This is a genomic window from Neorhizobium alkalisoli, from assembly GCF_007829835.1.
In the GTDB taxonomy this organism is placed as follows: Bacteria; Pseudomonadota; Alphaproteobacteria; order Rhizobiales; family Rhizobiaceae; genus Neorhizobium.
In genome coordinates, this window is the sequence record NZ_VIWP01000001.1 from 872824 (window position 1) to 898886 (window position 26063).

Below are 26063 nucleotides of genomic sequence, written 5' to 3' on the forward strand. Positions count from 1 at the left end.
CCCTTTTTTGCTTTGGTCAGGATGTTCTGATGCGCGGATCGATGAAGGGCGCGATCACGTCGGCGATGAGGTTGCCGGTGACGATGGCGAGCGCCGATGTCAGCGTCACGCCCATGATGATCGGGATGTCGACCTGCTGGATTGCCTGCCAGGCGAGCTGGCCGATGCCGGGCCAGCCATAGACCGCCTCCACCACGACGACCCCACCCATGAACTGGCCGATATCGATGCCGATCATGGCGACAATCGGCAGGATGGCGTTGGGCAGAGCATGGCGAAAGATGATCCGGCGCGACGACAGCCCCTTGGCGCGCGCGGTGCGCACATAATCCTGGTTCAGGACGTCGATCATCGCCGAGCGCACCATGCGGGCATACCAGCCGGCGCCAAGCACGCCGAGCGTCGCCGCCGGCAGGACGACATGCGCAAAGCTTCCATAGCCACTCATCGGGAACCAGCCGAGCGTGACGGCAAAAACGTAAAGCAGCAGTGCAACGACGAATTGCGGTGCCGAGACGCCGACGAAAGACGCCATCATCACCAGACGATCGATCATGCCCCCACGCTTGACGGCCGCGATCGTGCCAAATGTGATGCCGAGAATGACCTCGACGACGATGCCGGCGGCCATCAGCGTCAGCGTGGCCGGCAGGCGGGCGACGATCAGCGTCCAGACTTCCGTCTTCTGGGCATAGGACCGGCCGAGATCACCCCGCAGCAGGCCGGAAAGATAGGTCCAGAACTGAACAAGCAGCGGCTGATCGAGGCCGAGTTCATGGCGGATGGACGCGACCGTCTGTGCAGTTGCGCTGCGGCCGGCGATCATCCGCGCCGGATCGGCCGGCAGCGCATAGAGAAGGACAAAGGTGATGGCGGCAACGCCGATCAGGATGAGGAACGCCTGTGCGAGGCGGCGAAGAAGCATGAATGCCATCAGCCCCTCCCTCGCTGTGTCGGATCGAGGATGTCGCGCAGGGCATCGCCGACGAGATTGAACGCAAGCGCAGTCAACAGGATGACCAGGCCGGGAAAGAACACCAGCCAGGGCGCTGCCTGAAAATAGCTCTGGCTTTCGAAAATGATATTGCCCCAGGAGGGCTCGGGCGGTTGAACGCCGATGCCGAGGAAGGAGAGGGTCGCCTCGAGCAGAACCGTCGTGGCAATGCCGAGCGTGCCCCAGACGATCGCCGTCGGCACCAGATGCGGCAGGATATGCAGGAACAGGATGCGGCCATGGCCGGCGCCGAGCGAGCGCTCAGCCATGATGAAATCGCGTTCAACGAGGCCGCGCGTCTCGGTATAGACGATGCGCGCCACCTGCACCCAGTTGACCAGCGCGATCACCATCGCGACGATCCAGAGACTGGGTTTCAGCAATGCCGCCAGCACGATCGCAAGCAGCAGCGCCGGGAAAGCCATCATCAGGTCGGTGAAGCGCATCAGGATATTGCCGGCGAGACCGCGCAGATAACCCGCGACGATGCCGATGAAGAGACCGATCGCCACCGCAACGCCATTCGCAACCAGACCGATGATCAGCGAGGTCCGCGCCCCGAACAGCATGCGCGAAAGAAGATCGCGGCCGAGCGTATCCGTGCCGAGCAGGAATGGTCCGCCGGGTGGCATGGGAGCGCCTTCGAGTGTCAGGCCGTCGAACATCTGTTCATCGGGGCTGAAGGGCGCGATCAGCGGTGCGGCAAGCGCCAGCGCGACCACGACGATAACGACGACCAGACCGAAGACAGCCGTCGGCTGCCGCAGAAGGGAACGAAAAATGCCCATCAGCCGACCTCCGGCAGGGTTTCAGCCCCACCGAGCAGGATGGCCGCAATCTGTTCCATCGTCAGGCGGCGCTGCATGGCGCAGTCGCGCAGGGCTGCATAGGCCTCTTCTTCGGTCATGCACTGTGCAGCGCGCAGCTTTTCGACGGCGGCATGAACAAGAGGCCGCATCCTCACCCGCTCTTCGAGATGGCGCAGCTTGTCGGCAACGGCCAAGCGTTCCTCGTGGATCGACACTGCCATGACCAGCGCCGGAAAGATGGCGGAGGTTGCGACCGGTTTTGCGATGATGGCGCTCGCGCCCTTTTCCATCGCCCAGGCGATGCGGCCGGGCGCTTCGGAGCCGAGCAGGGCGACCAGCGGCCTGCCCGAAAGACCGTCCGTCTGCGGCAGGAGATCATCCCAGCCCTGATCCGCATCGACGAGAACGAGATCGGCATCGTCCCATGTGGAAAGCGGTTCCCAGCGGCGGGTGGCACGGATGCCCAGCAGGCCGAACTGACGCTCCAAACGTTCAGTATTGCTGTCCTCGCGATGCAGGATCACGGCCTTCCAGCCGGTAAAATTCGGCGTCCGGCTCATGATACCACTCTCAGCTTGGCGGGCATGGCGGTGCCGCGCTGGGTGAGATAGGGATCGGCCGCAAGCGCCGGGCGCGATGCGATGACATCGAAACCGTTATCGTCATTGATGCGGCCGAGATGGAACGGCAGGGCGGCATGGTTCGTACGCCCGTCGATCTCGAGCGCACCCAGGAGCGACGGCCACTTGCGGCCCTGCACTTCGCGGCGGACGGCCTGAGGTTCGTCGGTGCCGGCTGCGAGGATCGCGGCGACACAGAGATCGACGGCGACATAGGCGCTGGCAAAAACGCTGGAAATGCGCCGCTCGCGGCCATAGCGCAGCGCGGCGCGGGATTTGAAATCGCGGTTTTCAGCCGTATCCAGCGTGTCGAAATAGGAAGCCGCGCAAAGCTGTCCGGTCGCAGCCCCCCTGGCGATCAGGTCGAGTTCGCATTCCATCAGGTCGCAGCTGACGACAGGGCAGTTTTCCGGCCGGAAAAACGGATCCTTCTCGCCGAGCGCCTTCATCGCCTCCAGAAAGGCATAGCTGGAAGGGCCGATGAGGTTGTTGAGCACAAAACTCGGGCGTCGCTCGGCAATCTCGGTGATGATCCGTTCCACCGAGGTTTCCTCCAGCGGCAGATATCGTTCACCCAAAATCTCGCCGCCCGCATTGGCGATCAGTTCGCGCGCCAGCCGGTTCATTTCCCAGCCCCAGACATAGTTGGCGCCGGTGAGGTAGGGCCGTGCGCCAAAACGCGGAATGAGATATTCGAAGGCGGGGATCAGATGCTGGTTGGGGCAACCGCCGATATAGATAACGCTTTCATTGGCCTCGAACCCTTCATAGGGACACATGTACCAGAGCAGGCCGTCATGTTTTTCCACCAGCGGAATGACTTCCTTGCGGGCAGCGGATGTGATCGTGCCGACGATATGGCGGCAATCGGCCCGCAACATCTGCTGTGCACCGTCGAGATAACCCTGCAGGCTGGCATGTGGATCATAAAAGACCGGCTCGATGACGCGCCCGGACTTTTTGGCATTGTCCTCGACGGCAAGCATCGCGCCGTCGCGCGCATCCACGCCCATCGCCCCATAAGGGCCGGTCGTGGAATAGAGGATACCGATCTTCAGCGCGTCGTTCATGATAGCCCAAATGCAAAAAACCCATGACGCGGCTCCCGCTATCGAGCGGGGCGTCATGGGGCGAAACTGCCCAGCGACATCGAAGTCATGTGAGGTGCGGATCGGAATTATGCCTAATCCGCAGGCTTGATTAAAATACAGACATCGAAGGCAAGTCAAGCGGTAAGAATTTGTAAATCGGCAGGAATGGCGCTCTTGGGCGTCAACCCGTTTGGGCCAAGGCAAGGCGACAAAACATATCACCCTGCCTGATCGGTCATTCCGCCTTCGATTCGGCGAGCAAAGACCGAACCAGCGGAATGACCTTCTGGCCGTACAGCTCGATGCTCTTCATCAGCTTTTCGTGCTCCATCGGGCCGGCCGAATATTTCATCTGGAAGCGCGAGATACCAAGCGTCCGGACCAGGTTGACGATCTTCTTCGCCACCGTTTCCGGCGAACCGGCATAAAGGGAACCGTGCTCGATCTCATTCTCGAAATCCGCCATCGTCACTGGCGGCCAGCCGCGCTCCCTGCCGAGACGATCACGGATCTTCTTGAAATGCGGAAACAGCTCGCGGCGGGCCTCTTCGTCGCTCTCGGCAATATAACCGGGAGAGTGCACGCCGATTTCCCGCGCGGGACGGCCGGCCTGTTCCGACGCCTTTCGATAGAGTTCGGCATAAGGCGCAAACCGTCGCGGATCGCCGCCGATAATGGCGAGCATCATGGGCATGTCGTGCCGCACGGCGCGGATCACCGATTCCGGGCTGCCGCCGACGCCGATCCAGGTCTTCAGGCGACCGTCGGCGATGGGCGGATAGACGCGCTGATCCTTCAATGCCGGACGCCAGCCGCCTTCGTAATCGATGACGTCCTTCGAAACGAGTTCGGAGAAGAGGTCCAGCTTCTCTTCAAAGAGCTCCTCGTATTTCGACAGGTCGTAACCGAAAAGCGGGAAGGACTCGATGAAGGAGCCGCGGCCGAGAATGACTTCGGCGCGCCCGTTGGAAAGAGCGTCGAGGGTCGAGAACCGCTGGAATACCCGGATCGGATCGTCCGAGCTCAGAACGGTGACCGCCGAGCCGAGCCGGATCCGTTCCGTGCGCGCGGCGATCGCCGACAGAACGACTTCCGGAGCGGAAACCGCAAAATCTTCCCGGTGATGTTCGCCGATCCCGAAAAAGTCGATGCCGTTCCGGTCAGCGAGGACAGCTTCCTCGACGACATTGCGGATGACCTGAGGCTGGGGAAGCAGTTGCCCGTCCGGAGCCGTTGTCACATCGCCAAAGGTGTCGAGGCCGAATTCAAGATCATGGGTCATGGGATCTGCCATAGGGTTGCGAGGAAAAACATCCTCGTCGGAAAGCGTTTTGCGCTGAGGAAACAGCAAGGCCCGGATCGGTGTCTTGCCTGATATGACGGTCTTCTGCGCATATGGCTCGTGGCCGTTTCGCGCAGCGATGGCCGCGACGGATTTCCGCCGCGACCATCCAGTTCGTCAAGCCTTGACGAAAGCGAGGAGATCCTCGTTCAGCACGTCTGCATTGACGGTGAGCATGCCGTGCGAGAAGCCCGGATAGCTCTTGAGCTGGCCGTTCTTCAGAAGCTTGGCCGATTTCAGGGCAGAGTCCGCGATCGGCACGATCTGGTCGTCTTCGCCATGCAGGACCAGCGTCGGCACCGTGATCGCCTTCAGGTCTTCCGTCTGGTCGGTTTCGGAAAACGCCTTGATGCCGTCGTAATGGGCCTTGGCACCACCCATCATGCCCTGACGCCACCAATTCTGGATCACGCCTTCCTGAACCTTGGCGCCATCACGGTTGAAGCCGTAGAACGGGCCGGCCGGAACGTCGCGGAAGAATTGGGCCCGGTTGGCGGCAAGGGCTGCCCGGAAACCGTCGAACACTTCGATCGGCAGGCCTTCCGGATTGGCGGCCGTCTTCAGCATCAGCGGCGGGACGGCCGAGACAAGAACCGCCTTGGCGACGCGGCCGGACGGCTGGCCATGTTTTGCGACATAACGGGCAACTTCACCGCCGCCGGTCGAATGGCCGATATGGACGGCGTTCTTCAGGTTCAGATGCTCGACGACGGCAAAAGCGTCGGCGGCATAATGGTCCATGTCGTGACCTTCAGAAACCTGGGCCGAGCGGCCATGGCCACGGCGGTCATGGGCGACGACGCGATACCCCTTGGAGAGGAAGAACAGCATCTGCGCATCCCAGTCGTCGGACGACAGCGGCCAGCCGTGGTGGAAGACGATCGGCTGAGCGTCCTTCGGACCCCAGTCCTTGTAAAAGATGTCTACGCCGTCCTTGGTGGTTACGAAACTGTCGGTCATGGTCTTATCTCCTGTGATTGTCTGATTGTCATGGGTCGCAGCATTGGCTGCGAAAGAGGAACGGGTGGAAAGAGCAGCGCCGGCGGCGAGAACGGCACCGGCGAGCAGTGCGTCGCGGCGGCGGATGGGAAGAGTTGGGTTGGTCATCGTCTGCTCCTGTCGGATCTGGTTTGACTTGGCCGGCTGCGTTTGTGCGGCCTTGCGTTTGTCTATGCAGGGATAATGACGGGTAGAGCTGAAACCAACAATTGCAATAATATTGTCGATTGAATTGCGGATATCGCAATAATTATCCTGAGAAGCCGCCGCTCGATTAGTGCCGGCGGCTTCATATTCATGCGGCACCAGCCAGCGCTCACGCCGGGATCGGCGGGCTGGTCGGATCGGGTGCGCCGTCGAAGAAGAGATAGATGGCGGCGATCTTTCCGTCCCTTGCGACGATGAAATCCGTGCCGGCATAGGCCGGAGGCTGACCTGGTTCGCCCGCAACCCATCTGACACGCCCCGCCTGGTCATGAAGGACTTCGGCATCGGCTATCGTCGTGTAACGAAAGGTCGGATGCATGGCGCGGATCACGCCGGCAATGCGGACGATTTCGTCGCGTCCATGATAGACGCCGTGCGGTTCGACGAAGACGGCGTCTTCCAGAAGGATTTCCTCTGCCACCTTGAGGCGGAGGGCATCATCGCCCTCCCCGAAGATCTGCTGGAGGTTCCGTTCGAGCAGTGTTGCAATCTCTGCCATGATGGTTCTCCTTGGCTAATAATGCTGGACCTCGGCCCGGATCAGATCTGGGCCTGGCCGCCGTCGACGAAGAGCTCGACGCCGTTGACGAAGGAGGCATCGTCGGAGGCGAGGAACAGGACGGCCTTGGCAATCTCTTCCGGCTGGCCAACACGGCCGGCGGGAATGAGGCTGGCGAGATAGGCTTTGGTGTTTTCAGCGCTTTCGCCGCTGCCGAACAGTTCATTCAGACCGGCAGTATCGGTGACGCCGGGGCTGATGGCATTGACGCGGATGCGGCGGTCCTTGAGGTCGAGGATCCAGTTGCGGGCAAAGTTGCGGACCGCAGCCTTGGTGGCCGAATAGACGCTGAAGGCCGGAGTGCCGGAAATGCTGGTCGTCGAGGAGGTCAGGACGATTGAGCCGCCGTCACGCAGCAGGGGAAGGGCCTTCTGGACGGTGAAAAGCACGCCCTTCACATTGGTATCGAAGGTCTTCTGGTAATGCTCTTCGGTGATCGCGCCGAGCGGCACCATCTCACCGCCGCCGGCATTGGCGAAAACGACGTCGATATGCGAGTGCTTCTGCTGGACCGCATCATAGAGGCGGTCGATATCGACGAGCTTGCTCATATCCCCCTGAACGCCCGTCACGCGGCCGCCGATTTCCTTGAGAGCGGCGTCGAGTGTGTCCTTGCGACGGCCGGTGATGAAGACCGAGGCGCCTTCTGCCGAAAAGGCCTTGGCGGTGGCGAGGCCGATGCCGCTGGTGCCGCCGGTGACGATTACGACTTTGTTTTCAAACTTCTTGGTCATTGTCTTTCTCCTTGATGACGGCTCGTTGCCGTTGAGGAGAACATGCCACCGGAACGCTGGTGCAAATAGTCGGCAAAAATGTTACATAGCGTTCCATATGGAGAACGATGATGCGATCTGATCTGAACGATCTGGTGTATTTTGCCGAAGTGGTTGCCTATGGCGGCTTTGCGGCTGCGGGCCGGGCGCTGCGCGAACCCAAGTCGAAACTGAGCCGCCGGGTGGCCGGACTGGAGGCGCGTCTCGGTGTACGGCTGATCGAAAGGTCGAGCCGGCGTTTCCGGGTAACCGATGTCGGCCAATCCTTCTACGAACGCTGCAAGGCGATGCTGGCGGAAGCCGAGCGTGCCGAAGCGCTGGTGGCGGAAGCGCAATCGGAGCCGCATGGCCTGATCCGCATGAGCTGCCCAACCGGACTGGTGGAGCCGATCTCGGCGCTGGTGACGCAGTTTCTGGCGCAATACCCAAAAGTGCGCCTGCAACTGATCGCAATCGACCGGCCGGTGGACCTGATCGAGGAGCGGATCGACGTGGCATTGCGGGTGCGCACCTCACTGGATGGCGACGCCTCGCTGACGATGCGGTCGCTTGGCAATTCCATCCGGATCCTCGTCGCAAGCCCGCAGATCGCCAGCCGCATCGGCACGATCAACGATCTTGCAAGCCAGCAGACGCTGTCCACGACGGATGACCAGAGCGAGGTCAACTGGTCTCTCGAGACCGACGATGGTCAGACACATACATTGCGGCATGAGCCGCGGATCGGATGCGCGGACTTTTCCGCCGTCCGGGCCGCAGCGCTGGCGGGCCTCGGCGTCGCGCTATTGCCCGACCATACCTGCCGGCAGGCTCTGGAAGACGGCAGGCTTGTGCGCGTCCTGCCCGCCTGGCGTGGCATGAAAGGGCTTGTCCATCTCGTCTTCACCACGCGACGTGGCCTGCCGCCTGCCGTGCGAAAATTCATCGACAGCCTGGCTGCCGGCTTTCCGAAAGATGCGCTGGCGAGATGAAGGCAGGAAGGCCTGCCGCCGCGATCAGCCTTTACAGACGAAAAGTGCGGTGCACAGCTTCGGAGCTGCCCCTTATACCGGACCGAGATCCTCATAGCTCTTGTGCAGGGCCCAATCCCCGGCACCGAACCGGTCGGACGCGAAATTGTGCTGGTGCCAATAAGGATAAATGTAGGGAGCGCGGCTCACCTGGTTCAGCCGTTCCAGTTCTTCCGCACCGAGCTTCAGATCTACGGCTGCGATATTGTCCCTAAAGTGCTGTTCGGTCAGGCCGCCGCAGACAAGCGAGACGATTGCCGGACGGCTCAATGTCCAGGCGAGCGCCACCTGTGCGGCGGTCACGCCACGCGATTTGGCGATCTCGTCCAGAACATCGACGATCGCCCAGAGCCTTTCCTTGTCGCGGATCGGCGGCTCGCTCCACCCTTCGGCCTGGCGCGAATTTTCCGGCGCGCGGTTGCGGCCGAAAGCACCCGAGAGAAGGCCGGCCGCAAGCGGGCTCCAGACCGTGACACCAAGCCCCTGGTCGACGGAGATCGGCAGCAGCTCGTATTCCGCCTCGCGCGCCTCCAGCGTGTAATGGATCTGCTGGGTGACGAAACGCGGCAGAAGCCGCTGATCGGAGACGGACAGCGCCTTCATCAGATGCCAGCCGGAATAGTTGGAGCAACCGATATACCGCACCTTGCCGGACTGGATGAGCGTATCGAGCGCCGAGAGCATCTCTTCCAGCGGCGTCACGCCATCCCACTCGTGCATATGGTAGATGTCGATGTGGTCGGTCTGCAGCCGTTTCAGGCTGCGCTCGCATTCGCGGATCAGATGAAAGCGGGAAGTGCCCTCGTCATTCGGGCCGTCGCCGATCCGCATGCGCGCCTTCGACGAAATCAGTACCTGGTCGCGCTTGCCTTTCAGCGCCTCGCCTAAAATCTCTTCGGAACGACCGAGCGAATACATGTTGGCCGTATCGAACAGATTGACGCCGCCATCGATGCAGACGTCGATCAGCCGTTTTGCATCGGCGACATCCTGGCTCGCGACCTTGGCGAATGCGCCGACACCGCCGAACGAAAACGTCCCCATCGCAATGGCCGAGACCTTGAGGCCGGACCGCCCCAGAACGCGATATTCCATGATATCCTCCCTGTCATTTATGGCGCGAAACCAGCGGCATCCTCCCTGCCGGTCACGGCCAGATCCTTTATTCCGCCGGCAGCCTTTTGCGCGCGGATAGCCTAGCCGCTACGACGGGCCCCTTGGCCATGTCCTTCGAATGGCTGGCTCGCAACACCAATTCAGCGCCAACCTGAATCTTCACCGCCGGCTGCGGCTCCGAGGCATTGATCAGGTCGTCAAGGACCGTGACCGCCAGATAACCGATCTTGCGCTTCGACACCTCGATCGTCGTCAGCGCCGGATCCGATGTTGCGCTTTGCGGCAGGTTGTCGAAGCCAATGACACAGACATCGTCCGGCACGCGCACGCCGGATTCCTTCAGGGCGCGCATAAAACCGTAGGCGATAATGTCATTGGTACAGAAATAACAGTCGGCCAGATCGATGCCGTTTTTCAGCAGTTCGAGCGTATCGGCATAAGCGCCGTCATAGGTCGATTCGACCGAGATCACGTCGTTTTCCGCGACCTTCAGGTTGAGGCGCGCCATGTTCTTGAAGAAGGCATCCTGGCGAAGCCGGAAATTCGTCGTACCGACATGGCTGGCGACGAAGCCAATGCGTTCAAAACCCTGATCCTTGAAGCGCGACAGCACCTTATAGACCGCGTCCTCGTTGTTCATGTCGACGAAATTGGCGTCGATGACATCGTAGAACGTATCGATGAACACGGTCGGCAGGCCAATGCCCTGGATCAGTTCGATATCGGCTTCGGTAAGCTCGGTGCCAAGCGCAATGATGCCGCTGATCGGCGCACCGGCGAGCGATTCGACGACGGCGCTGATCGGCTGGCCTTCGAAACTGACGATTTCGAGACTGTAGTTGCGGCGCGTCGCTTCCGCCGACATGCCGTCGATGTAATCGGAGATGAAAACACTGTGATCGCGATTGACGGTATGGCCGTGCTTGGCGATTTTCAGAAAGCGAAGTTTTTCGCCGAGATCGCCGCCGCCTTTCGTGCTTCTGGGCACGTATTTCAGCTTGGCGACCGCCTCCAGCACACGTGCACGCGTTACACTGGATATGTCTCCCTTGCCGTTCAGGACCAGCGAAACGGTGGCCGGCGAGACGTTTGCTGCCTCTGCAATATCCCGGATTGTCAGTGTCTTCTTGCCTGCCATAGGCATCGGAATTCCCGCTGAATGCCAGTTTTGTGCAGCTGCGTTTAGTAAACGTAACCGCCGATCTTTACTAGCGTTAGGTCAATTCCTTCGCGCCTGCAACCAAGAAATCCCGTAAAATCCCTCTTGCCAACCGGAAAATCCCTTGATAGCCATTTAGTAAAGCTAGCGCTTGTTTACTAAACATGGGAGGAGACCATGCAAACTAGCAGCGGGCAGCTGGTCATGCTTGTGGCCATCAATTGCCTTTTGCTGATCGTGGGTGCGATGATTTCGGGGGGAACGTTTCTCTCCCTGTTCAACATGCAATCCATGGCCAGCCAGCTGCCGGAACTCGCCCTTCTGGCGATCGGCGTCATGCTGGCCATGTGCGCCGGCAATGGCGGCATCGATCTCTCCGGCATCGCGCTCGCCAACCTCTCCGGCGTGCTTTCCGCGGTCATCGTTTCGTCCTTTCTGTCGAGTGCCGATAGCGAGATGGCGTTCAGCGTCAGCTTCATTGTGGTTGCCGTCGCGATCGGTCTGATCGGCGGCACGATCAACGGCCTGCTGATCGCCAAGCTCAACATCACGCCGATCCTGTGCACGCTCGGCACGCAGATGGCCTTCATGGGTCTGGCGGTCGTGGTTTCCGGCGGCAAGGCTGTCACGGTCGGAAGCCCCGACCTGCTGTCGCGCATCGGCAACGACCTCTTCCTGGCGGTCCCGATCAACTTCCTGATCTTCGCCGTCGCCGCAATCGTGATTGCCGCCGTGCTGCGGTTCACGCCCTACGGCTTCTGGCTGATGATGACCGGCACCAATCCGAAGGCCGCCGTTTATGCCGGCTTTCCGCGCACCGGCGTGATCGTCTCGACCTATGCCATCAGCGGCACGCTGTCCGGCATTGCCGGCATGATCATCGCCGCCCGCAATGTCAACGTGAAGTTCGATTACGGCAGCTCCTACCTGCTGATCGCCATCCTGATCGTCGTCATGGCCGGCGTGAAGCCGGAAGGCGGTTACGGCCGCGTCGTCTGCGTCGTGTTGAGCGCAATCGCCCTGCAGCTGATGTCGAGCCTTCTGAATTTCGGCGGCCTGTCGAATTTCGTCCGCGACTTTGCCTGGGGCCTGCTGCTGCTGACCTTCCTTGCCGTCGGCCGCTACGACGTCGTCGACTTTCTGACACCCATGCGGAGGCAACCCAATCCTTCGGCGTCCATCCCTCGAACGCCGAAACCGAACAACTGAGGGAACTTGTGGAGGAGAAAATGAAAGCAATCTCGAAAAAGCTCATGATCGGCGGCGTTGCCGTCGCAACGCTCCTGGCCGGCACCGCCGGCACGCTGATGGCTCAGCAGAAGCCGGTCATCGCAACCGTGGTCAAGATCAGCGGCATTCCGTGGTTCGACCGCATGAACACCGGCGTCGAAGCCTATCAGAAGGCAAACCCGGATGTCGTCGCCACCCAGAGCGGCCCGGCAACCGCCGATGCCGCCCAGCAGCTGCAGATCATTCAGGACCTGATCGCCAAGGGCGTTAACGCTCTGGCTGTCGTGCCGATGGACCCGGCCGTTATCGAAGGCACGCTGAAGCGCGCCATGGACCGCGGCATTGTCGTCGTCACGCATGAAGCCGACAACCAGAAGAACACCCAGGCAGACGTCGAAGCCTTCGACAATTCCGATTACGGCAAGGCGCTCAACGTCCGTCTCGCAGAATGCATGGGCAACAAGGGCAAGTGGACGACCTTCGTCGGCTCGCTCGGCAGCCGCACGCATATGCAGTGGGTTGGCGCCGGCGAAGCCAATGCCAAGACGCATCCAGACATGCAGCTCGTCGATCCGAACAACGAATCCTTCGACGATGCCAATGGCACCTATGAAAAGGCGAAGGAAATCCTGCGCAAGCATCCTGACATCAAGGGCTTCCAGACGTCGGCCGGCAATGACGTTCTCGGCGTCGGCCGCGCGATCGACGAAGCCGGCCTTTCCGGCAAGGTATGCCTGGTCGGCACCGGCCTGCCGAACCCGTCCGCAGACCTTCTCGAATCCGGCGCAATCACCGCAATCGGCTTCTGGGATCCGCAGAAGGCCGGCATGGCGATGAACTCGCTTGCCAAGCTGCTGCTCGCCAAGAAGGAAATCACTAACGGCATGGACCTCGGCGTCGAGGGCTATAACAAGGTGACGGTGAAGAAGGGTGCCGGCGACGGCCTTCTGGTCATCGGCAACGGCATGGTTCTCGCCGACAAGGCCACCTACAAGCAGCATCTTTTCTAAGAACCGCTCTTCGAACCCGGCCGGCACCGTTCTGCGGTGCCGGCCGGACCGGGCCGCTTGTCATCAGCGGCGATGCGCATAAAGGGAGGCTTTCCATTGTCGGCAAATCTCGGCAGCCAGCAGGCACAGAGCCGCTTTCTGGAGCTCCGCAATATTCAGAAATGGTTCGGCGGCGTCCACGCGCTGCGCGGCATCGACCTGACGCTCGAGCTCGGCCAAGCCTATCACCTTCTCGGTGAAAACGGCTGCGGCAAGAGCACCGTCATCAAGATCATGTCCGGCGCAATCGCGCCGAGCGAGGGCGAAATCGTCCTCGAAGGGCAATCCTTTTCGGCCATGACGCCGATCCAGTCGCTGAGCGCCGGCATCGAGACCGTCTATCAGGACCTGTCGCTGCTTCCCAACCTGACGGTTGCGGAAAATGTCGCGCTGAGCGAACAGCTCGTGTCTGGCAATGGCCGTCTCGGCCGCGTCTTCAACCGCAGCCGGCTGAAGGAAACGGCGCAGCGCGCGCTTGAAACTGTCGGCCTGCCGACCGATCGAAGCTTTCTCAACACCACCGTTTCAGACCTCCCACTGGCCGCCCGGCAGCTGGTGGCGATTGCCCGTGCCATCGCCACCAGCGCCAAGCTGGTCATCATGGACGAACCTACGACCTCGCTCACCCGCCGCGAAGTGGACAATCTGATCCGCGTCGTCGAGCGCCTGCGGCAGGAAAATGTCGCCGTCCTGTTCGTCACCCACAAGCTCGACGAATGTTACCGGATCGGCGGCCACGCTGTCGTTTTCCGCGACGGCCAATGCGTCGCGACCGGACCGATCGAGAACTACACCAAGAAGCAGCTGGCCGAGCTGATGACCGGCCGGGCGATCGATTCCGAACGTTACCGGACGGCCCAGCCTTCGCCGGACGTGCTGTTCTCGGTCGACGACCTTATTGCCCACGGCGTCGATCGCATGAGCTTTACCCTGCGCAAGGGCGAAATCCTTGGCATTACCGGCCTTGCGGATTCCGGGCGCAACGAACTTGCGATGGCGATCACCGGCGTCGCGCCGGCCCGATCGGGCAAGATGTCCCTCAACGGCAAGGTACTCGATGTTCGGCAGCCGGTCGATGCGATCCGGCAGGGCATCGGTTACGTGCCGGAGGATCGGCTCGCTGAAGGCCTGTTTCTCGACAAGTCGATCCTCGACAACGAGATCGCGCTCGTCCTGACGCGCTTAAGCAATTCCTTCGGTGTGGTCGACAAGCAGGCCGGGCGCAGCCTCGCCGCAAAACTGTCGGAACAGATGCGGCTCAACACGAAAAATCTCGACCTGCCGGTCGGGGCGCTTTCGGGCGGCAACCAGCAGCGCGTGCTGATCGGCCGCTGGCTCAGCATCGAGCCGGAACTGCTCGTGCTGCATGGACCGACGGTCGGCGTCGATGTCGGTTCGAAGGACACGATCTACCGGGCGATCCAGACGCTCGCCGAAGCGGGCATGGGCATCATTATCGTCAGCGACGACCTGCCTGAACTGCTGCAGAACACCGACCGCATCCTGGTCATGAACAGCGGCCGACTGGTCGCCGAGTTCGAGACCGAACAGGCAAGCGAAGATCAGCTCTACCAGGCAATGCTGACCTCCAAGCTGGAGACTATTCAATGAGTGCATCACGCGTGGAAGAGCTTCAGCAGGCCGCGTCCGAAAAACGGGGTTTCAGCCTTGGCGAACTGGTCCGCAGGCGGCCGGAGACGATTACCTTTGCCCTGCTGGTGGCGATCTGCGTCGCCGTTGCGATCGCCAATCCCGCCTTCCTGCAGCCTTCGACCCTGATCGATATCGGCCGCGCCAGCGTGGTGATGGGCCTGTTCGCGCTCGGCGTCTTCATCATTCTGGCGGCCGGCGGCATCGACGTGTCGTTCACGGCCATCGCCGCCTTCACCATGTATTCGATGACCGTTCTGGTGCAGCGATATCTTCCGGGCCTGCCGATCGCCGTCATCATCGTCATGGCGACCGCCGGCGGCGCGCTGCTTGGCGTCATCAACGGGCTTCTGGTTCACCACCTCAGAGTTCCGTCGCTGATCGTCACCATCGGCACGCAATATCTGTTCCGCGGTTTCCTTCTGTCCTTCATCGGCACGGTCTGGATCATGTCGCTGCCGCCGCAAATGGGTGCCTTCGGCCGCCTGCCGCTGCTGCAGTTCGAATCCGCCAATGGCGCGACGATCACCCTGCCCTTCTATTTCCTCGTCCTGCCGATCGCCGCCGTCATCACCTGGTGGATCCTCAATCGCACCCTGATGGGCCGCGCGATCTTCGCGGTCGGCGGCAATGCCAATATCGCGAGCCGCCTCGGTTACGATCTGCGCAAGGTGCATGTCTTCCTGTTTGCCTATGCGGGCGCGCTCGCAGGGCTTGCCGGCATCATCCATGTCTGCGCCAACCGCCAGGCCAATCCGTTCGATCTCGTCGGCACGGAGATCAACGTCATCGCCGCCGTCGTTCTGGGCGGCGCAAAAATCACCGGCGGAACGGGATCGGTTCTCGGCACCATTCTGGGCGTGCTGCTGATCGTCGTGATCAACAGCGTCCTCGTTCTGGTCGGCATTCCGAGCACCTGGCAGCGGCTGGTGGTCGGCGTCTTCATCCTGCTTGCGGCTGCGTTCTTCGTGACCCGCCAGCGCAAGAAATAATCTTATTCGGAGGAAAACCCATGAAGAAGTTTCTGAACGACCCGGTCAATTTCGTCGACGAAATGCTCGACGGCATCTATCGCGCCCACCCGGCCGTGACTTACGTCGCCGATGACAAGCGCTGCCTGGTGACGTCGCGGCCGAAGACCGGCAAGGTCGGCATCGCAACCGGCGGCGGCTCCGGCCATCTGCCGACCTTCCTCGGTTATGTCGGCGACGGCATGCTGGATGGCGCAGCCGTCGGCGGCGTGTTCCAGTCGCCGAGCTCCGAACAGATGTATCAGGTGACCAAGGCGATCGATCAGGGCGCCGGCGTTCTCTACATCTACGGCAACTATACCGGTGACATCATCAATTTCGACATGGCCGCGGAACTGGCCGATCTCGACGGCATTCAGGTCAAGCAATGCGTCGGCAATGACGACGTCGCCTCCTCCAAGGTCGGCGAAGAACACAAGCGTCGCGGCGTCGCCGGCATCTATTTCCTCTACAAGACGGCCGGTGCTGCCGCAGCCGAAGGCCTGTCGCTCGACGAAGTGCATCGCGTTGCCGAAAAGGCCCGCCTGCGTACCCGCACGATGGGTGTCGCCCTTTCTAGCTGCGTCGTGCCGGAAATCGGCCATGCCACATTTTCGATCGGCGAAGACGAGATGGAAATCGGCATGGGCATCCATGGCGAACCGGGCATCAGCCGCAAGAAGCTGGCATCGGCCGATGACGTCATCGACGAGATGATGGAGCGCATCTTTGCCGAACAGGATTACAAGTCCGGCGATGAAGTCGCCGTCCTCGTCAACGGTCTCGGCGGCACGCCGCTCGAAGAACTCTACATCCTGTTCCGCCGCGTCGCGCAGCTGATGGAAGGCCGCGGCGTGAAAGTAAAGCATGTCTGGGTCGGCGAGTTCGCCACCGCCATGGAAATGGCTGGCGCCTCCGTCTCCATCCTGCATCTCGATGCGGAGCTCGACCGCCTCGTCGGCGCACCGGCCAACACGCCGTTCTTCAAACACATCTCTGCCTGAGGACATGACCATGGACGCCATTACAGCTTCCGATCTGATCCGTCTCTTCGACGCCTGGAAGACGCTTTTTGCCGAACAGCGCGAATTCCTGATCTCGCTGGACGGCAAAGTCGGCGACAGCGATCTCGGCATCACGATGAGCAAGTCGTTTGCCGCCGCAGCCGAGGCCGTTGCGGCCGAAGGCGAAGCGGCCGGCATCGCCAAACTGCTGCGCACCGCCGGGGCCACGATGGCCCGCACCGCTCCTTCCACCATGGGCACGTTGACGGCGACCGGTTTCCTGCGCGCCAGCAAGGCCGTCGAGACAGCGCAATCGCTTGGCACCGGCGAGATGGCCGCTTTCTGGGTCGCCTTCCGCGACGGTATTTCCGAACGCGGCAAGGCCAAGGTGGGCGACAAGACGATCGTCGATGTGCTTGATCCTGTTGCCCGCACCCTCGAAGGTCAGGCCGCGGCCGGTGCTTCGCTCAAAGTGGCCCTTGCAATTGCAGCCGATGCGGCGGAAGAAGCTCTTGAAAGCACCAAGTCGCTGGTCGCCCAGCACGGAAAGGCCGCTGCATTCCAGGAAAAGACCGTGGGTCTTCAGGATGCAGGCGCCACCGTCGGCGCCCTTCTCTTGAGAAAGCTGAGCGACTTCGTTTCCGCCTGACAACAACGAGTAAGGACGCAATGGCAATCTACGCAGGTATCGACGTCGGCACGGGCAGCGCCCGAGCCGGCCTTTTCGATGAACATGGTTCGCTGATCGCCAGCGCGGCTCACCCGATCAGGATGTGGCCGTCTTCCGGCGAGGTTTTTGAACAATCCTCGGACGATATCTGGCAGGCGATCTGCACTGCCTTGCGCCAGACGATGCGCGAAGCAAAGGTCGATGCGGCTTCCATCAAAGGCGTCGGCTTCGATGCCACTTGCTCCATGGTCATTGTCGGCAAGGATGCCCAATCTCTGCCGACCTTGCCGGGCGGCGATCCAAACCGAGACGTGATTGTCTGGATGGATCACCGCGCCGTCGCCCAGGCGGAGCGGATCAACAGTGAACCGCACCATGTCCTGTCCTATGTCGGTGGCCGCATTTCGCCTGAAATGCAGGTTCCGAAGCTCTTGTGGCTGAAGGAAAACAACAAGCCGACCTTCGATGCCGCAGAACATTTCTTCGATCTTGCCGACTATCTGACCTATCGCGCGACGGGTGATACGACACGGTCGCTCTGCACCGTCACCTGCAAATGGACCTATCTCGGCCACGAACATCGCTGGGATCTCGATTTTCTGGAAGCCGTCGGCCTCGCGGAATTGAAGCGCGATATTGCGCGTATCGGCACTAATGTCGGTGAAATCGGCGCGCCGATCGGCCAGGGCCTGCTTCAGAGCGCGGCCGATGATCTCGGCCTCCTCCCCGGCACGCCGGTCGGTCTTTCCGCGATCGATGCGCATGCCGGCGGGATCGGCACGATTGCCGCCCCTTCCGACAAGCCCGAGGCGGAAGACCTGAACAGCCGGCTTGCGCTGATCATGGGCACATCCGCCTGCGCCATGACGGTATCGGCCGAGCCGGTTTTTGTGGATGGGGTCTGGGGACCTTATCACAGCGCGATGCTGCCGGGTTTCTGGCTCAATGAAGGTGGCCAATCCGCCTTTGGCGCCGCGCTTGCCCATGTCATCGCCGTGCATCCCGCCACGGCCAAAGTAAGAGAACAGGCTGCGGCGGCAGGAACAGACCTGCTCGCCCTGCTGGAGCGGCTCGCCATCGAAAAGGCCGGCAGCGTCGAGGATGCGGCAAAGCTCGCATCCAACATCCATGTCGTGCCGGAATTCCTCGGCAACCGTTCCCCGGAGGCCGATCCGTCGACAACGGCTGTGCTCGCCGGCCTGCGGCTGGATGACAGTCTCGACAATCTTGTCGAAATGTATGTCGCGACGCTGTGCGGCCTTTGCTACGGCACCGGCGATGTCGTGGATGCCCTTGTTGCCAAGGGCCTGCCGCTTAAAACAATCGTTGTTTCAGGTGGCGCCGCCAAGAGCCCGCTTTTCCGACGCATCCTGGCCGACAGCACCGGCCTCACCGTCCAGCTGCCCGTGACAGGCGAACCTGTCCTGCTGGGCGCCGCCATGATCGGTGCAAGCGCGCATCAGGGCCAATCCCTTGTCGATCTCGCGAGAAAGATGAGCAGGATGAAGGAGGCCATTCCTCCCCAGGGTGGCGATGCTGAGAATTTCCATAAGCGGAAACGGCTCGCCTATCGCGAGCTCAAGGCTGCCGACCGGCGCATACGCCAGATCATGGGCTCAAGCGTCAACTGACAGCTGCCTCTGGAAATCGGCAATATCCGGCCGGTCGGCAATGCTTCGCTATGAAATGGGAAACACCCGCCCATCGAACAGCTTGCGTGCCGTCCTGACCGTGCCGGCACCCTTAATCTCGCCGCCGGCGCCGAGATCCAGAAATACTTCCATGTCGCCTGTCGGATGCTCGATCCGATAGCGGCCGTCGAGCGGAATATTCGCCAGGGCGTGCGCCGGCGAGTGCTCAAGACGCGTCGCGGTCGCAACCGTGACTGCGGCAAGCACGCCGACGGACGTATGAACCCGATGCGGAATGAAGCTGCGCGTGTTTATCGCGCCGCCCTTCTGGGGCGCCGACACAAGCGTCATCTTGGGAACCGAGGCCGCGGTAACATCGCCGAGGCTCATCATCGGCCCGGCCTTCAGCCGGATCGCCTCGATCCGCTTTTTCAGCGGCTCGTTCGCCTCGATCTCCTCACGGGTCTCCTGACCCGACAGCCCGAAATCCGAAGCACGCATGATGACACAGGGCATGCCGTTATCGATCAGCGTCGCCTCGATGCCGTCGATAACGTCCATTTCATTGCCGGTGGGCAGCAGTGCACCGCACATCGAGCCCGCAATATTGGTAAAAAGCAGCGGCACGGCAGCGTGATGTCCCGGCACGCCGGCAATCGCCGTATCGCCCTGGTAATTGACGCGCCCTCCGGGCGTTTCGATCCTCGCGACGGCCACCTCGCCGGAATTGACCATGTGAATGCGCACCGGCGTCACCTCGCCAGTGACCGGCACAAGACCCCGCTCGATTGCAGCAGGGCCGACGCCAGCCAGAATATTGCCGCACCCCTGCGCATCGCTCACCAGCGCCTGATCGACGAAAACCTGCAGAAAGAGATAATCGACATCCGCATCCTCGCGGCTGGACGGTGACAATACCGCCACTTTCGATGTCAGGGGATCGGCACCGCCGATACCGTCGATCTGGCGTGGATCGGGCGACCCCATCACCCGCAGAAGCAACGCATTCCGTTCTTTTGCATCCTGCGGAAGATCCGATGCGAGAAAATAAGCGCCTTTTGACGTTCCACCGCGCATCCAGAGGCAGGGAATGCCGTCCTTATACATATTTCAGGCCCTTCTCCTTTAGTCTTGGGCGCATGTCGTAGATATCGAGGCCGAGTTCGCCGGCGGCCAGCCGCTTCCGCTTGGCATCTTCGTTGGCGACCCGCTTTTCGGCGGCCTCAGCAACGGCCGCCGCCTCGCTGCGCTTGACGACACAGACACCGTCATCATCGGCGACGATGACATCACCGCCCTCGACAAGCGCACCTGCGCAGACGATCGGGATATTGACCGATCCCAGCGTCTCCTTGACTGTTCCCTCTGCCGAGATGGCTTTCGACCAGACGGGGAACTGCATCTGTTTCAGATCGCGGATATCGCGCACGCCGCCATCGATGATCAGGCCGCGGCAGCCGCGCGCCATGGCCGACGTGGCCAGAAGATCGCCGAAATAGCCATTGTCGCAGGGCGAGGTCGGCGCCAGCACCAGAATGTCGCCCTCACGGAGCTGCTCGATCGCCACATGGATCATCCAGTTGTCACCGGGAGGCGCGGAAATCGTCACCGCCGAACCGGCAATCTGCGCACCGGAATAGATCGGCCGCATATGGCTTGCGAACAGGCCGCGACGTCCCTGCGCCTCGTGAACAGTCGCAACGCCGGCATGCGCAAGCCGCTCGATGACGCCGGCATCTGCGCGTTCGATATTCTGACGGACGATGCCCATGGTCAGGCTCCCTGTCTGTTCACCGGCGGAGTGCCGTGCGTGTGAAATGTCTCGATGGTCTTCAGACCCCAGGCCTGGCCTTTCTTGCGTTCGCTCTCGGTCCAGACGACCGGTTCCCAATCTGGCGCGAGAATGAGGCGCGCACCGGAATTGGCGAGCTCCACCCGGTTGCCGGCCGGCTCCCAGACATAAAGAAAGAACGTGCCCTGGATGGCGTGCTTGTGCGGCCCGGTCTCGATATGCACGCCGTTTTCGAGAAAGATGTCGGCGGCGCGCAAGATGTCCTCGCGCGTGTCCGTGGCATAAGTGACGTGATGCAGCCGAGCGTCGCCGCCGCCATGTTCCTCGGTGCAGGCGAGATCGTAGGTCTTGTTGTTGATGGTGAACCAGCAACCGCCGAGCCGGCCATTGTCGAGCTGTATCATCTCCGTGACCCGCGAACCGAGGCAGGTCTCCATGAAGCGCCGGAATTCGGAAACATCGGCGGCGAGAAGATTGAGATGATCGATACGCCGCGGATGGCAGCCGCGACCATGAAACCGCTGCGCGATGTTTTTTAGGGCCGGCGTCTCGCCTGCCGGTGGCCGGTAGCGAACCGTATCGTAATAGATCTCGAACACATGCCCGAAAGGATCCCTGAACCGGAAAGCCTTGCCATGGCCAAGGTCACCATCCACCCAGCCGATCACCTCATAACCGCTGGCTTCGATCGCCGCAACGCGGCGCTGCAGCGCCTCCGGCGAGGCTGCCCGATAGGCGATATGGCCGACACCCGTCGTCGTATGCCGGGTAAGCTTCAGGCTGTGAAACTCGTAATCGTCGAAGGCTCGCAGATAGGCGGAATTTTCGTCCCGATCCGTCAGCGTCAGGCCATAGATGTTGATGAAGAAGTCGAGACTGTCTTCGAAACGGTTCGAATACATCTCGACATGCGCCAGATGCGCGATGTCGTGGCAAACTTCCATTTTCCCCTCCCGACGGCCCGTCAGAGCTCGTCTACCGTCCGCGGGAAGATCGACTGGAAACCTTCCGCATATTTGGCGGCGCGCCCGCCCGACTGACCGCCGGAATTGCGCTGAAAATGGTTAGCACGGTTCTGCGCGACGCGTGTGTAGAACTCCCAGAGATGTTCCTGGCCTTCCATGCACTCGATCGCCGCGCGCTTTTTCTCCCAGACCGCGGTGATGTCCAAAAAGACGTCGGGCTTCCAGCCCATCTGCTCGGTCTGGTGCGGCTCGAAGAGATAGAGCTGCGGCGCGCCCAGCACCTTCTGCCCGGGATTATGGCCCCAGGCCTGCGCGATCATGCGGGTTTCGAGTGCCACCTGCGTCGCATACATATGGTCGGTGTTATAAGGGTCGTATTGCGAATGGCTGAGCATGAAGGCCGGCTGGACATCCCTGATGACATCGACAAGCCGGTATTTGTCGTCATCGCTGAGCCGCAGCGGATAATCGCCAAGATCGAAACTGATCAGATCGTGGACGCCAAGCGCCTTGGCCGCCTTTTCCGCCTCGGTGCGGCGTGCAGCCTTGACCTTGTCGAGCGTCATGCCCGGCACCTTCCAGAGCTTTGCGGATTCACCGCGCTCGCCGAAGGACAGGCAGACGACCGTGACGTCATAACCCTTTTCCGCATGCAGTGCGATCGCACCGCCGCACCGCCAGACAAAATCCGCAGCATGGGCGCTGATCACAAGCGCCGTCTTCTTTTCCGACATGATGGTCTCCTTCCTCGTGGGAGGGATTTCATGCGGCAAGGCATGGTTTGCCAATTCAGAAATTCGGCAAACTTGATAAGTTATAGCTATAGCGGCCGTTAGGCTTCTTACTTTCTATAGCTTTTTCTTATGCCTTTCCGATCATATTGAAATAGGCATTTCCTCACATTCCCTCCAGCTTTGAAGCTCGAACTGGGCCAGCCTCATGCTGTGCCCGCGGGAGAAAGTTCGGCACCGCGCCATTCAGCGCGGATGTCAGCGGGAGGAAGAATGCTGACCCTTCTATTCGATGGGCTTGCCTATGGGATGCTGCTGTTCGTGCTGTCATGCGGACTGGCGGTAACCCTTGGCCTCATGAATTTCATCAACCTTGCCCATGGCGCCTTTGCCATGGCGGGTGGTTACGTCACCGTGCTCATGACCAACCGCTGGGGCGTGCCTTTTCTCCTGACACTGCCGATCGCCTTCATGGTGACCGCAATAGCTGGCGGCCTGCTGGAAAAGGCCCTCTACTGCCGGCTTTATGACAAGACCCATCTCGATCAGGTCCTGTTCTCGATCGGGCTCGTCTTCATCGCTGTTGCCGGCGTCGATTATCTCATGGGATCGCAGCAGCAGATCCTCAACCTGCCGGACTTTTTGCGCGGACGCTTCACCGTCGGCGGCATCGGGATCGGTGTTTACCGAGCCTTCCTCGTCGTCGTCTGCGGCCTGCTTGCGATCGCCCTGCAGTTGATACTCGCCCATACCCGCTTCGGCAGCCGGCTGCGCGCATCCGTCGATGACCGGCGTGTCGCCCGCGGCGTCGGCATCCGGGTCAATGTCATCTTCGCCGTGACCTTTGCGATCGGCTCCGGGCTTGCGGGACTGGGCGGTGCACTCGGTGCCGAGATCCTTGGTCTCGATCCGACATTCCCGCTCAAATTCATGGTCTATTTCCTGATCGTCGTTTCGGTCGGCGGAACATCGAGCATGACCGGCCCGCTGGTTGCCTCCATCCTGCTCGGTGTCGCCGATGTGCTCGGCAAATATTACGTCCCCTCACTCGGCGGCTTCATCATCTACATCGTCCTCGTCGCGGTGCTTGTCCTTCGCCCGCACGGGCTCTTTTCGAGGGCAGCATGATGAGTGTGCGCGAGAAAAGACAGAGCGCCACCGCCGAGGCCGTTCGCAGCGTGATGAAACGCCATGGCCGCTGGTCGCGTCTGGAAATCGGCTTCTGGCTGATCGCCGTCGCCGCCTGGTTCCTGCTGCCCGGTGAACATCTGATCCTCACCGAGATCGTCATCTTCGCCATCCTGGCACTGTCGATTGATCTCGTGCTTGGTTATGCCGGCATCGTCACGCTTGGCCAGGCCGCCATGTACGGCGTCGGCGCCTATGCGAGTGGGCTGCTTTCCATCCACGTGACCGGCGAGCCACTCACCGGCCTTCTGGTTGCGGCACTGGCCGGCGCGCTCATCGCGTTCCCGACGAGCTTTCTGCTCCTGCGCGGCGCGGATCTGACCCGGCTAATGGTGACGCTCGGTGTTGCCGCCGTCCTGCACGAAATCGCAAATCAGGCGAGCTGGCTGACCGGCGGCGCCGATGGCCTGCAGGGGATTGCGATCGATCCGCTGTTCGGCACATTCGAATTCGATATCTACGGCCATACCGGCTATGCCTACAGCCTTGTTGTTCTCTTCATCCTGCTTCTGCTTGCCCGCTTCGTCACCGCTTCGCCCTTTGGTTATTCGCTGAAGGCGATCCGCGACAATCCGCTCCGGGCCTCTGCCGTCGGCATTCCGGTCAAGGCGCGGCTGGTGGCGGTCTATACCCTCTCGGGCGCTTATGCCGGAATTGCGGGCGCGCTCTTTACCCAGACGCAGCAGTTCATTTCGCTGGATGTTCTGTCCTTTCAGAAATCCGCAGACGGGCTGATGGTGCTGGTCATCGGTGGCACCGGTTATCTCTATGGCGGCCTCGTCGGCGCTCTCGCCTACGAACTGATCCAGGACGCGCTTTCGTCGGTAACACCGCAATACTGGCAGTTCTGGCTCGGCGCCCTGCTGATCGCCTTCGTCATCACCGGCCGAGACCGGCCAAGGCAGCTCATCAATTCCATCTCCGCACGTATCTCCCGTCCACGGCAGCCCGGACGCCTGGATGCGGTGACGGTCGCCGACAAGGGCAAACCGACATGACCGCCGTCACACTCGAAACCCGCAACCTGACCAAGACTTTCGGAGCGCTGATGGCGACGACCGATGTCAGTTTCCGCCTCGAAAAAGGTGCGCGCCACGCCCTGATCGGACCGAACGGCGCCGGCAAGACGACATTCATCAATCTGCTGACCGGCGTGCTCAAGCCTTCGGACGGCAGCGTGATGCTCGAGGGCAAGGATATCACCGCGCTCCGGCGGGAAGGCCGCGTCCAGCGCGGGCTGGTCCGGACCTTCCAGATCAACCAGCTGTTTGCCGGCCTCAACGTCGTCGAAAGCCTGGCACTCGTCATCAACGAACGCGAGGGCCAGGGCTGGCGCTGGCTGAAACCCGCCTTCGATGCTCCCGGCATCGATGACGAGATCGCCGGCCTGCTTTCGGATTTCGGCCTGGACAGTGTCTTCGATCAGCCGTGTTCCGCCCTCCCCTATGGAAAACAGCGGCTGCTGGAGATCGCGCTTGCAGTCGCCTGCAGGCCGAAAGTCCTGCTGCTCGACGAGCCGGCGGCAGGCGTGCCGGAAGCCGACCGCAAGGAAGTCATGAGCCGGCTTGCGGCCTTGCCGGCCGATGTCTCCATCCTGCTGATCGAGCACGACATGGATCTCGTCTTCAATTTCGCAAACCGCATCTCGGTTCTCGTCGCCGGTGCGCTTTTCGCCGAGGGCTCGGTCGAGGAGATCTCGAAAGACCAGCGCGTGAAACAGGTCTATCTCGGAGGAGCTGCGCATGCCTGATCTCCTGAAGATAGACGCGCTATCGGCCGGTTATGGCAAGGCAACCGTGCTGCATGCCGTCAGCATGGCGATCGAACCCGGTCAGGCGGTGGCGCTGCTCGGACGCAACGGCGTCGGCAAGACCACCCTGCTCAACACACTGATTGGTCTCACCCGCCACCACGGCGGCACGATCGACCTCGACGGCGCGGATCTGACGAGGATGGCGCCGGAACGTCGTGTCGAGGCTGGTATCGGCTGGGTGCCGCAGGAGCGTGGCATCTTTCGCTCGCTCACGGTCGAGGAAAACATCACCGCAGTCGCCCGTCCGGGCAAATGGACGCTGGCGGCCATGTACCAGCTGTTTCCGCGGCTGCAGGAAAGGCGCGGCAATTTCGGCAACCAGCTTTCGGGCGGCGAGCAGCAGATGTTGTCGATCGCCCGCGCCCTCGTGCTCAACCCGAAGATCCTGCTGCTCGACGAACCGACCGAAGGGTTGGCACCGATCATCGTCGAGGAACTGCTGGCCGCGATCCGCAGGATCGTCCGCGACGAGGGTATGAGCGCGATCATCGTCGAACAGCATGCCCAGCAGATCCTGGCGATCACCGACCAGGCGATCATCCTTGATCGGGGCGCCATCGCCTATTCCGGCCAAAGCCAGGCCCTCGCGGAAGATCGGCAAACGCTGTCGCGCTTCCTGGGTGTGGGTGCGAGTTAGCCCGGTTCTTCAAC

The 26063-nt window shown here is 61.4% G+C and carries 26 protein-coding genes; 12 read left to right on the plus strand and 14 right to left on the minus strand.

The annotated features are described in order from the left end of the window. Nucleotides 1-16 precede the first annotated feature (16 nt). From FHW37_RS03870 to FHW37_RS03905, 8 genes are all read right to left on the minus strand, one after another. The gene (locus FHW37_RS03870; RefSeq protein WP_145632729.1) at nucleotides 17-934 is read right to left on the minus strand and encodes an ABC transporter permease; all 918 of its coding nucleotides are present in this window, start codon (nucleotides 932-934) and stop codon (nucleotides 17-19) included. Further along, nucleotides 934-1782 carry an ABC transporter permease gene (locus FHW37_RS03875; RefSeq protein WP_145632731.1) on the minus strand — a complete coding sequence of 283 codons (849 nt, stop codon included), beginning with the start codon at nucleotides 1780-1782 and terminating at the stop codon, nucleotides 934-936. Before FHW37_RS03875 ends, FHW37_RS03870 begins: the two co-directional genes overlap by 1 nt. Further along, nucleotides 1782-2363, minus strand: coding sequence for an ANTAR domain-containing response regulator (locus tag FHW37_RS03880; RefSeq protein ID WP_145632734.1), 582 nt, complete (start codon nucleotides 2361-2363; stop codon nucleotides 1782-1784). The genes FHW37_RS03875 and FHW37_RS03880 overlap by 1 nt, the downstream gene beginning before the upstream one ends. After that, nucleotides 2360-3493, minus strand: a complete 1134-nt coding sequence (locus FHW37_RS03885) for a transporter substrate-binding protein (RefSeq protein ID WP_145632737.1) — start codon at nucleotides 3491-3493, stop codon at nucleotides 2360-2362. Before FHW37_RS03885 ends, FHW37_RS03880 begins: the two co-directional genes overlap by 4 nt. Before the next feature lie 256 nt (nucleotides 3494-3749). Continuing rightward, nucleotides 3750-4796: an LLM class flavin-dependent oxidoreductase gene (locus tag FHW37_RS03890; protein WP_145632740.1), complete on the minus strand. Its 1047-nt coding sequence runs from the start codon at nucleotides 4794-4796 to the stop codon at nucleotides 3750-3752. 177 nt (nucleotides 4797-4973) lie between these two features. After that, nucleotides 4974-5816, minus strand: coding sequence for an alpha/beta fold hydrolase (locus tag FHW37_RS03895; RefSeq protein WP_186458165.1), 843 nt, complete (start codon nucleotides 5814-5816; stop codon nucleotides 4974-4976). Between the two features lie 355 nt (nucleotides 5817-6171). After that, a complete protein-coding gene (locus FHW37_RS03900; protein ID WP_186458128.1) occupies nucleotides 6172-6561 on the minus strand; it encodes a nuclear transport factor 2 family protein in 390 nt (129 codons plus the stop codon). Between the two features lie 41 nt (nucleotides 6562-6602). Continuing rightward, nucleotides 6603-7355: an SDR family NAD(P)-dependent oxidoreductase gene (locus FHW37_RS03905; RefSeq protein ID WP_145632749.1), complete on the minus strand. Its 753-nt coding sequence runs from the start codon at nucleotides 7353-7355 to the stop codon at nucleotides 6603-6605. A gap of 107 nt (nucleotides 7356-7462) precedes the next feature. On the opposite strand from FHW37_RS03905, the gene FHW37_RS03910 reads away from it, so the two are divergent. Then, nucleotides 7463-8365 carry a LysR family transcriptional regulator gene (locus FHW37_RS03910; protein WP_210249263.1) on the plus strand — a complete coding sequence of 301 codons (903 nt, stop codon included), beginning with the start codon at nucleotides 7463-7465 and terminating at the stop codon, nucleotides 8363-8365. Nucleotides 8366-8437: 72 nt separating this feature from the next. Here FHW37_RS03910 and FHW37_RS03915 read toward each other — a convergent pair whose 3' ends face one another. Further along, nucleotides 8438-9499, minus strand: a complete 1062-nt coding sequence (locus FHW37_RS03915; protein ID WP_145632752.1) for an aldo/keto reductase — start codon at nucleotides 9497-9499, stop codon at nucleotides 8438-8440. 67 nt (nucleotides 9500-9566) lie between these two features. Further along, nucleotides 9567-10664, minus strand: coding sequence for a LacI family DNA-binding transcriptional regulator (locus tag FHW37_RS03920; RefSeq protein WP_246690651.1), 1098 nt, complete (start codon nucleotides 10662-10664; stop codon nucleotides 9567-9569). A 192-nt stretch (nucleotides 10665-10856) separates the two neighbouring features. On the opposite strand from FHW37_RS03920, the gene FHW37_RS03925 reads away from it, so the two are divergent. From FHW37_RS03925 to FHW37_RS03955, 7 genes are all read left to right on the plus strand, one after another. After that, nucleotides 10857-11888 (plus strand): ABC transporter permease, encoded by a 1032-nt coding sequence (locus tag FHW37_RS03925; RefSeq protein WP_145632755.1) that lies wholly within the window; start codon nucleotides 10857-10859, stop codon nucleotides 11886-11888. A gap of 20 nt (nucleotides 11889-11908) precedes the next feature. Further along, nucleotides 11909-12919 (plus strand): substrate-binding domain-containing protein, encoded by a 1011-nt coding sequence (locus tag FHW37_RS03930; RefSeq protein WP_145632758.1) that lies wholly within the window; start codon nucleotides 11909-11911, stop codon nucleotides 12917-12919. Nucleotides 12920-12991: 72 nt separating this feature from the next. Beyond that, complete coding sequence (locus FHW37_RS03935; protein WP_145632760.1) at nucleotides 12992-14569, plus strand: sugar ABC transporter ATP-binding protein; 1578 nt, start codon at nucleotides 12992-12994, stop codon at nucleotides 14567-14569. Continuing rightward, nucleotides 14566-15600, plus strand: a complete 1035-nt coding sequence (locus FHW37_RS03940) for an ABC transporter permease (RefSeq protein WP_145632763.1) — start codon at nucleotides 14566-14568, stop codon at nucleotides 15598-15600. The genes FHW37_RS03935 and FHW37_RS03940 overlap by 4 nt, the downstream gene beginning before the upstream one ends. A gap of 20 nt (nucleotides 15601-15620) precedes the next feature. Then, nucleotides 15621-16622: a dihydroxyacetone kinase subunit DhaK gene (locus FHW37_RS03945; protein WP_145632766.1), complete on the plus strand. Its 1002-nt coding sequence runs from the start codon at nucleotides 15621-15623 to the stop codon at nucleotides 16620-16622. A gap of 10 nt (nucleotides 16623-16632) precedes the next feature. After that, nucleotides 16633-17271, plus strand: a complete 639-nt coding sequence (locus FHW37_RS03950; protein ID WP_145632770.1) for a dihydroxyacetone kinase family protein — start codon at nucleotides 16633-16635, stop codon at nucleotides 17269-17271. A gap of 20 nt (nucleotides 17272-17291) precedes the next feature. Continuing rightward, the gene (locus FHW37_RS03955; protein ID WP_145632773.1) at nucleotides 17292-18923 is read left to right on the plus strand and encodes an FGGY-family carbohydrate kinase; all 1632 of its coding nucleotides are present in this window, start codon (nucleotides 17292-17294) and stop codon (nucleotides 18921-18923) included. A 48-nt stretch (nucleotides 18924-18971) separates the two neighbouring features. Here FHW37_RS03955 and FHW37_RS03960 read toward each other — a convergent pair whose 3' ends face one another. Genes FHW37_RS03960 through FHW37_RS03975 form a run of 4 tightly spaced genes read right to left on the minus strand, consistent with a single transcriptional unit; the run spans nucleotide 18972 to nucleotide 22414 of the window. Next, nucleotides 18972-20030: a 4-oxalomesaconate tautomerase gene (locus FHW37_RS03960; RefSeq protein ID WP_145632776.1), complete on the minus strand. Its 1059-nt coding sequence runs from the start codon at nucleotides 20028-20030 to the stop codon at nucleotides 18972-18974. After that, on the minus strand, nucleotides 20023-20694 hold the full coding sequence (locus FHW37_RS03965) for a 4-carboxy-4-hydroxy-2-oxoadipate aldolase/oxaloacetate decarboxylase (RefSeq protein WP_145632779.1): 672 nt from the start codon (nucleotides 20692-20694) through the stop codon (nucleotides 20023-20025). The genes FHW37_RS03960 and FHW37_RS03965 overlap by 8 nt, the downstream gene beginning before the upstream one ends. Before the next feature lie 2 nt (nucleotides 20695-20696). Next, a complete protein-coding gene (locus tag FHW37_RS03970) occupies nucleotides 20697-21659 on the minus strand; it encodes a VOC family protein (protein ID WP_145632781.1) in 963 nt (320 codons plus the stop codon). A 20-nt stretch (nucleotides 21660-21679) separates the two neighbouring features. Continuing rightward, a complete protein-coding gene (locus FHW37_RS03975; RefSeq protein WP_145632784.1) occupies nucleotides 21680-22414 on the minus strand; it encodes a PIG-L deacetylase family protein in 735 nt (244 codons plus the stop codon). Between the two features lie 270 nt (nucleotides 22415-22684). Here FHW37_RS03975 and FHW37_RS03980 point away from each other — a divergent pair, with 270 nt between their 5' ends. Genes FHW37_RS03980 through FHW37_RS03995 form a run of 4 tightly spaced genes read left to right on the plus strand, consistent with a single transcriptional unit; the run spans nucleotide 22685 to nucleotide 26049 of the window. Continuing rightward, nucleotides 22685-23539 carry a branched-chain amino acid ABC transporter permease gene (locus FHW37_RS03980; RefSeq protein WP_145632787.1) on the plus strand — a complete coding sequence of 285 codons (855 nt, stop codon included), beginning with the start codon at nucleotides 22685-22687 and terminating at the stop codon, nucleotides 23537-23539. Next, on the plus strand, nucleotides 23539-24597 hold the full coding sequence (locus FHW37_RS03985) for a branched-chain amino acid ABC transporter permease (RefSeq protein ID WP_145633834.1): 1059 nt from the start codon (nucleotides 23539-23541) through the stop codon (nucleotides 24595-24597). Before FHW37_RS03980 ends, FHW37_RS03985 begins: the two co-directional genes overlap by 1 nt. Further along, nucleotides 24594-25349: an ABC transporter ATP-binding protein gene (locus FHW37_RS03990; RefSeq protein WP_145632790.1), complete on the plus strand. Its 756-nt coding sequence runs from the start codon at nucleotides 24594-24596 to the stop codon at nucleotides 25347-25349. Before FHW37_RS03985 ends, FHW37_RS03990 begins: the two co-directional genes overlap by 4 nt. Further along, nucleotides 25342-26049 carry an ABC transporter ATP-binding protein gene (locus FHW37_RS03995; RefSeq protein WP_145632793.1) on the plus strand — a complete coding sequence of 236 codons (708 nt, stop codon included), beginning with the start codon at nucleotides 25342-25344 and terminating at the stop codon, nucleotides 26047-26049. The genes FHW37_RS03990 and FHW37_RS03995 overlap by 8 nt, the downstream gene beginning before the upstream one ends. Nucleotides 26050-26063: the final 14 nt, after the last annotated feature.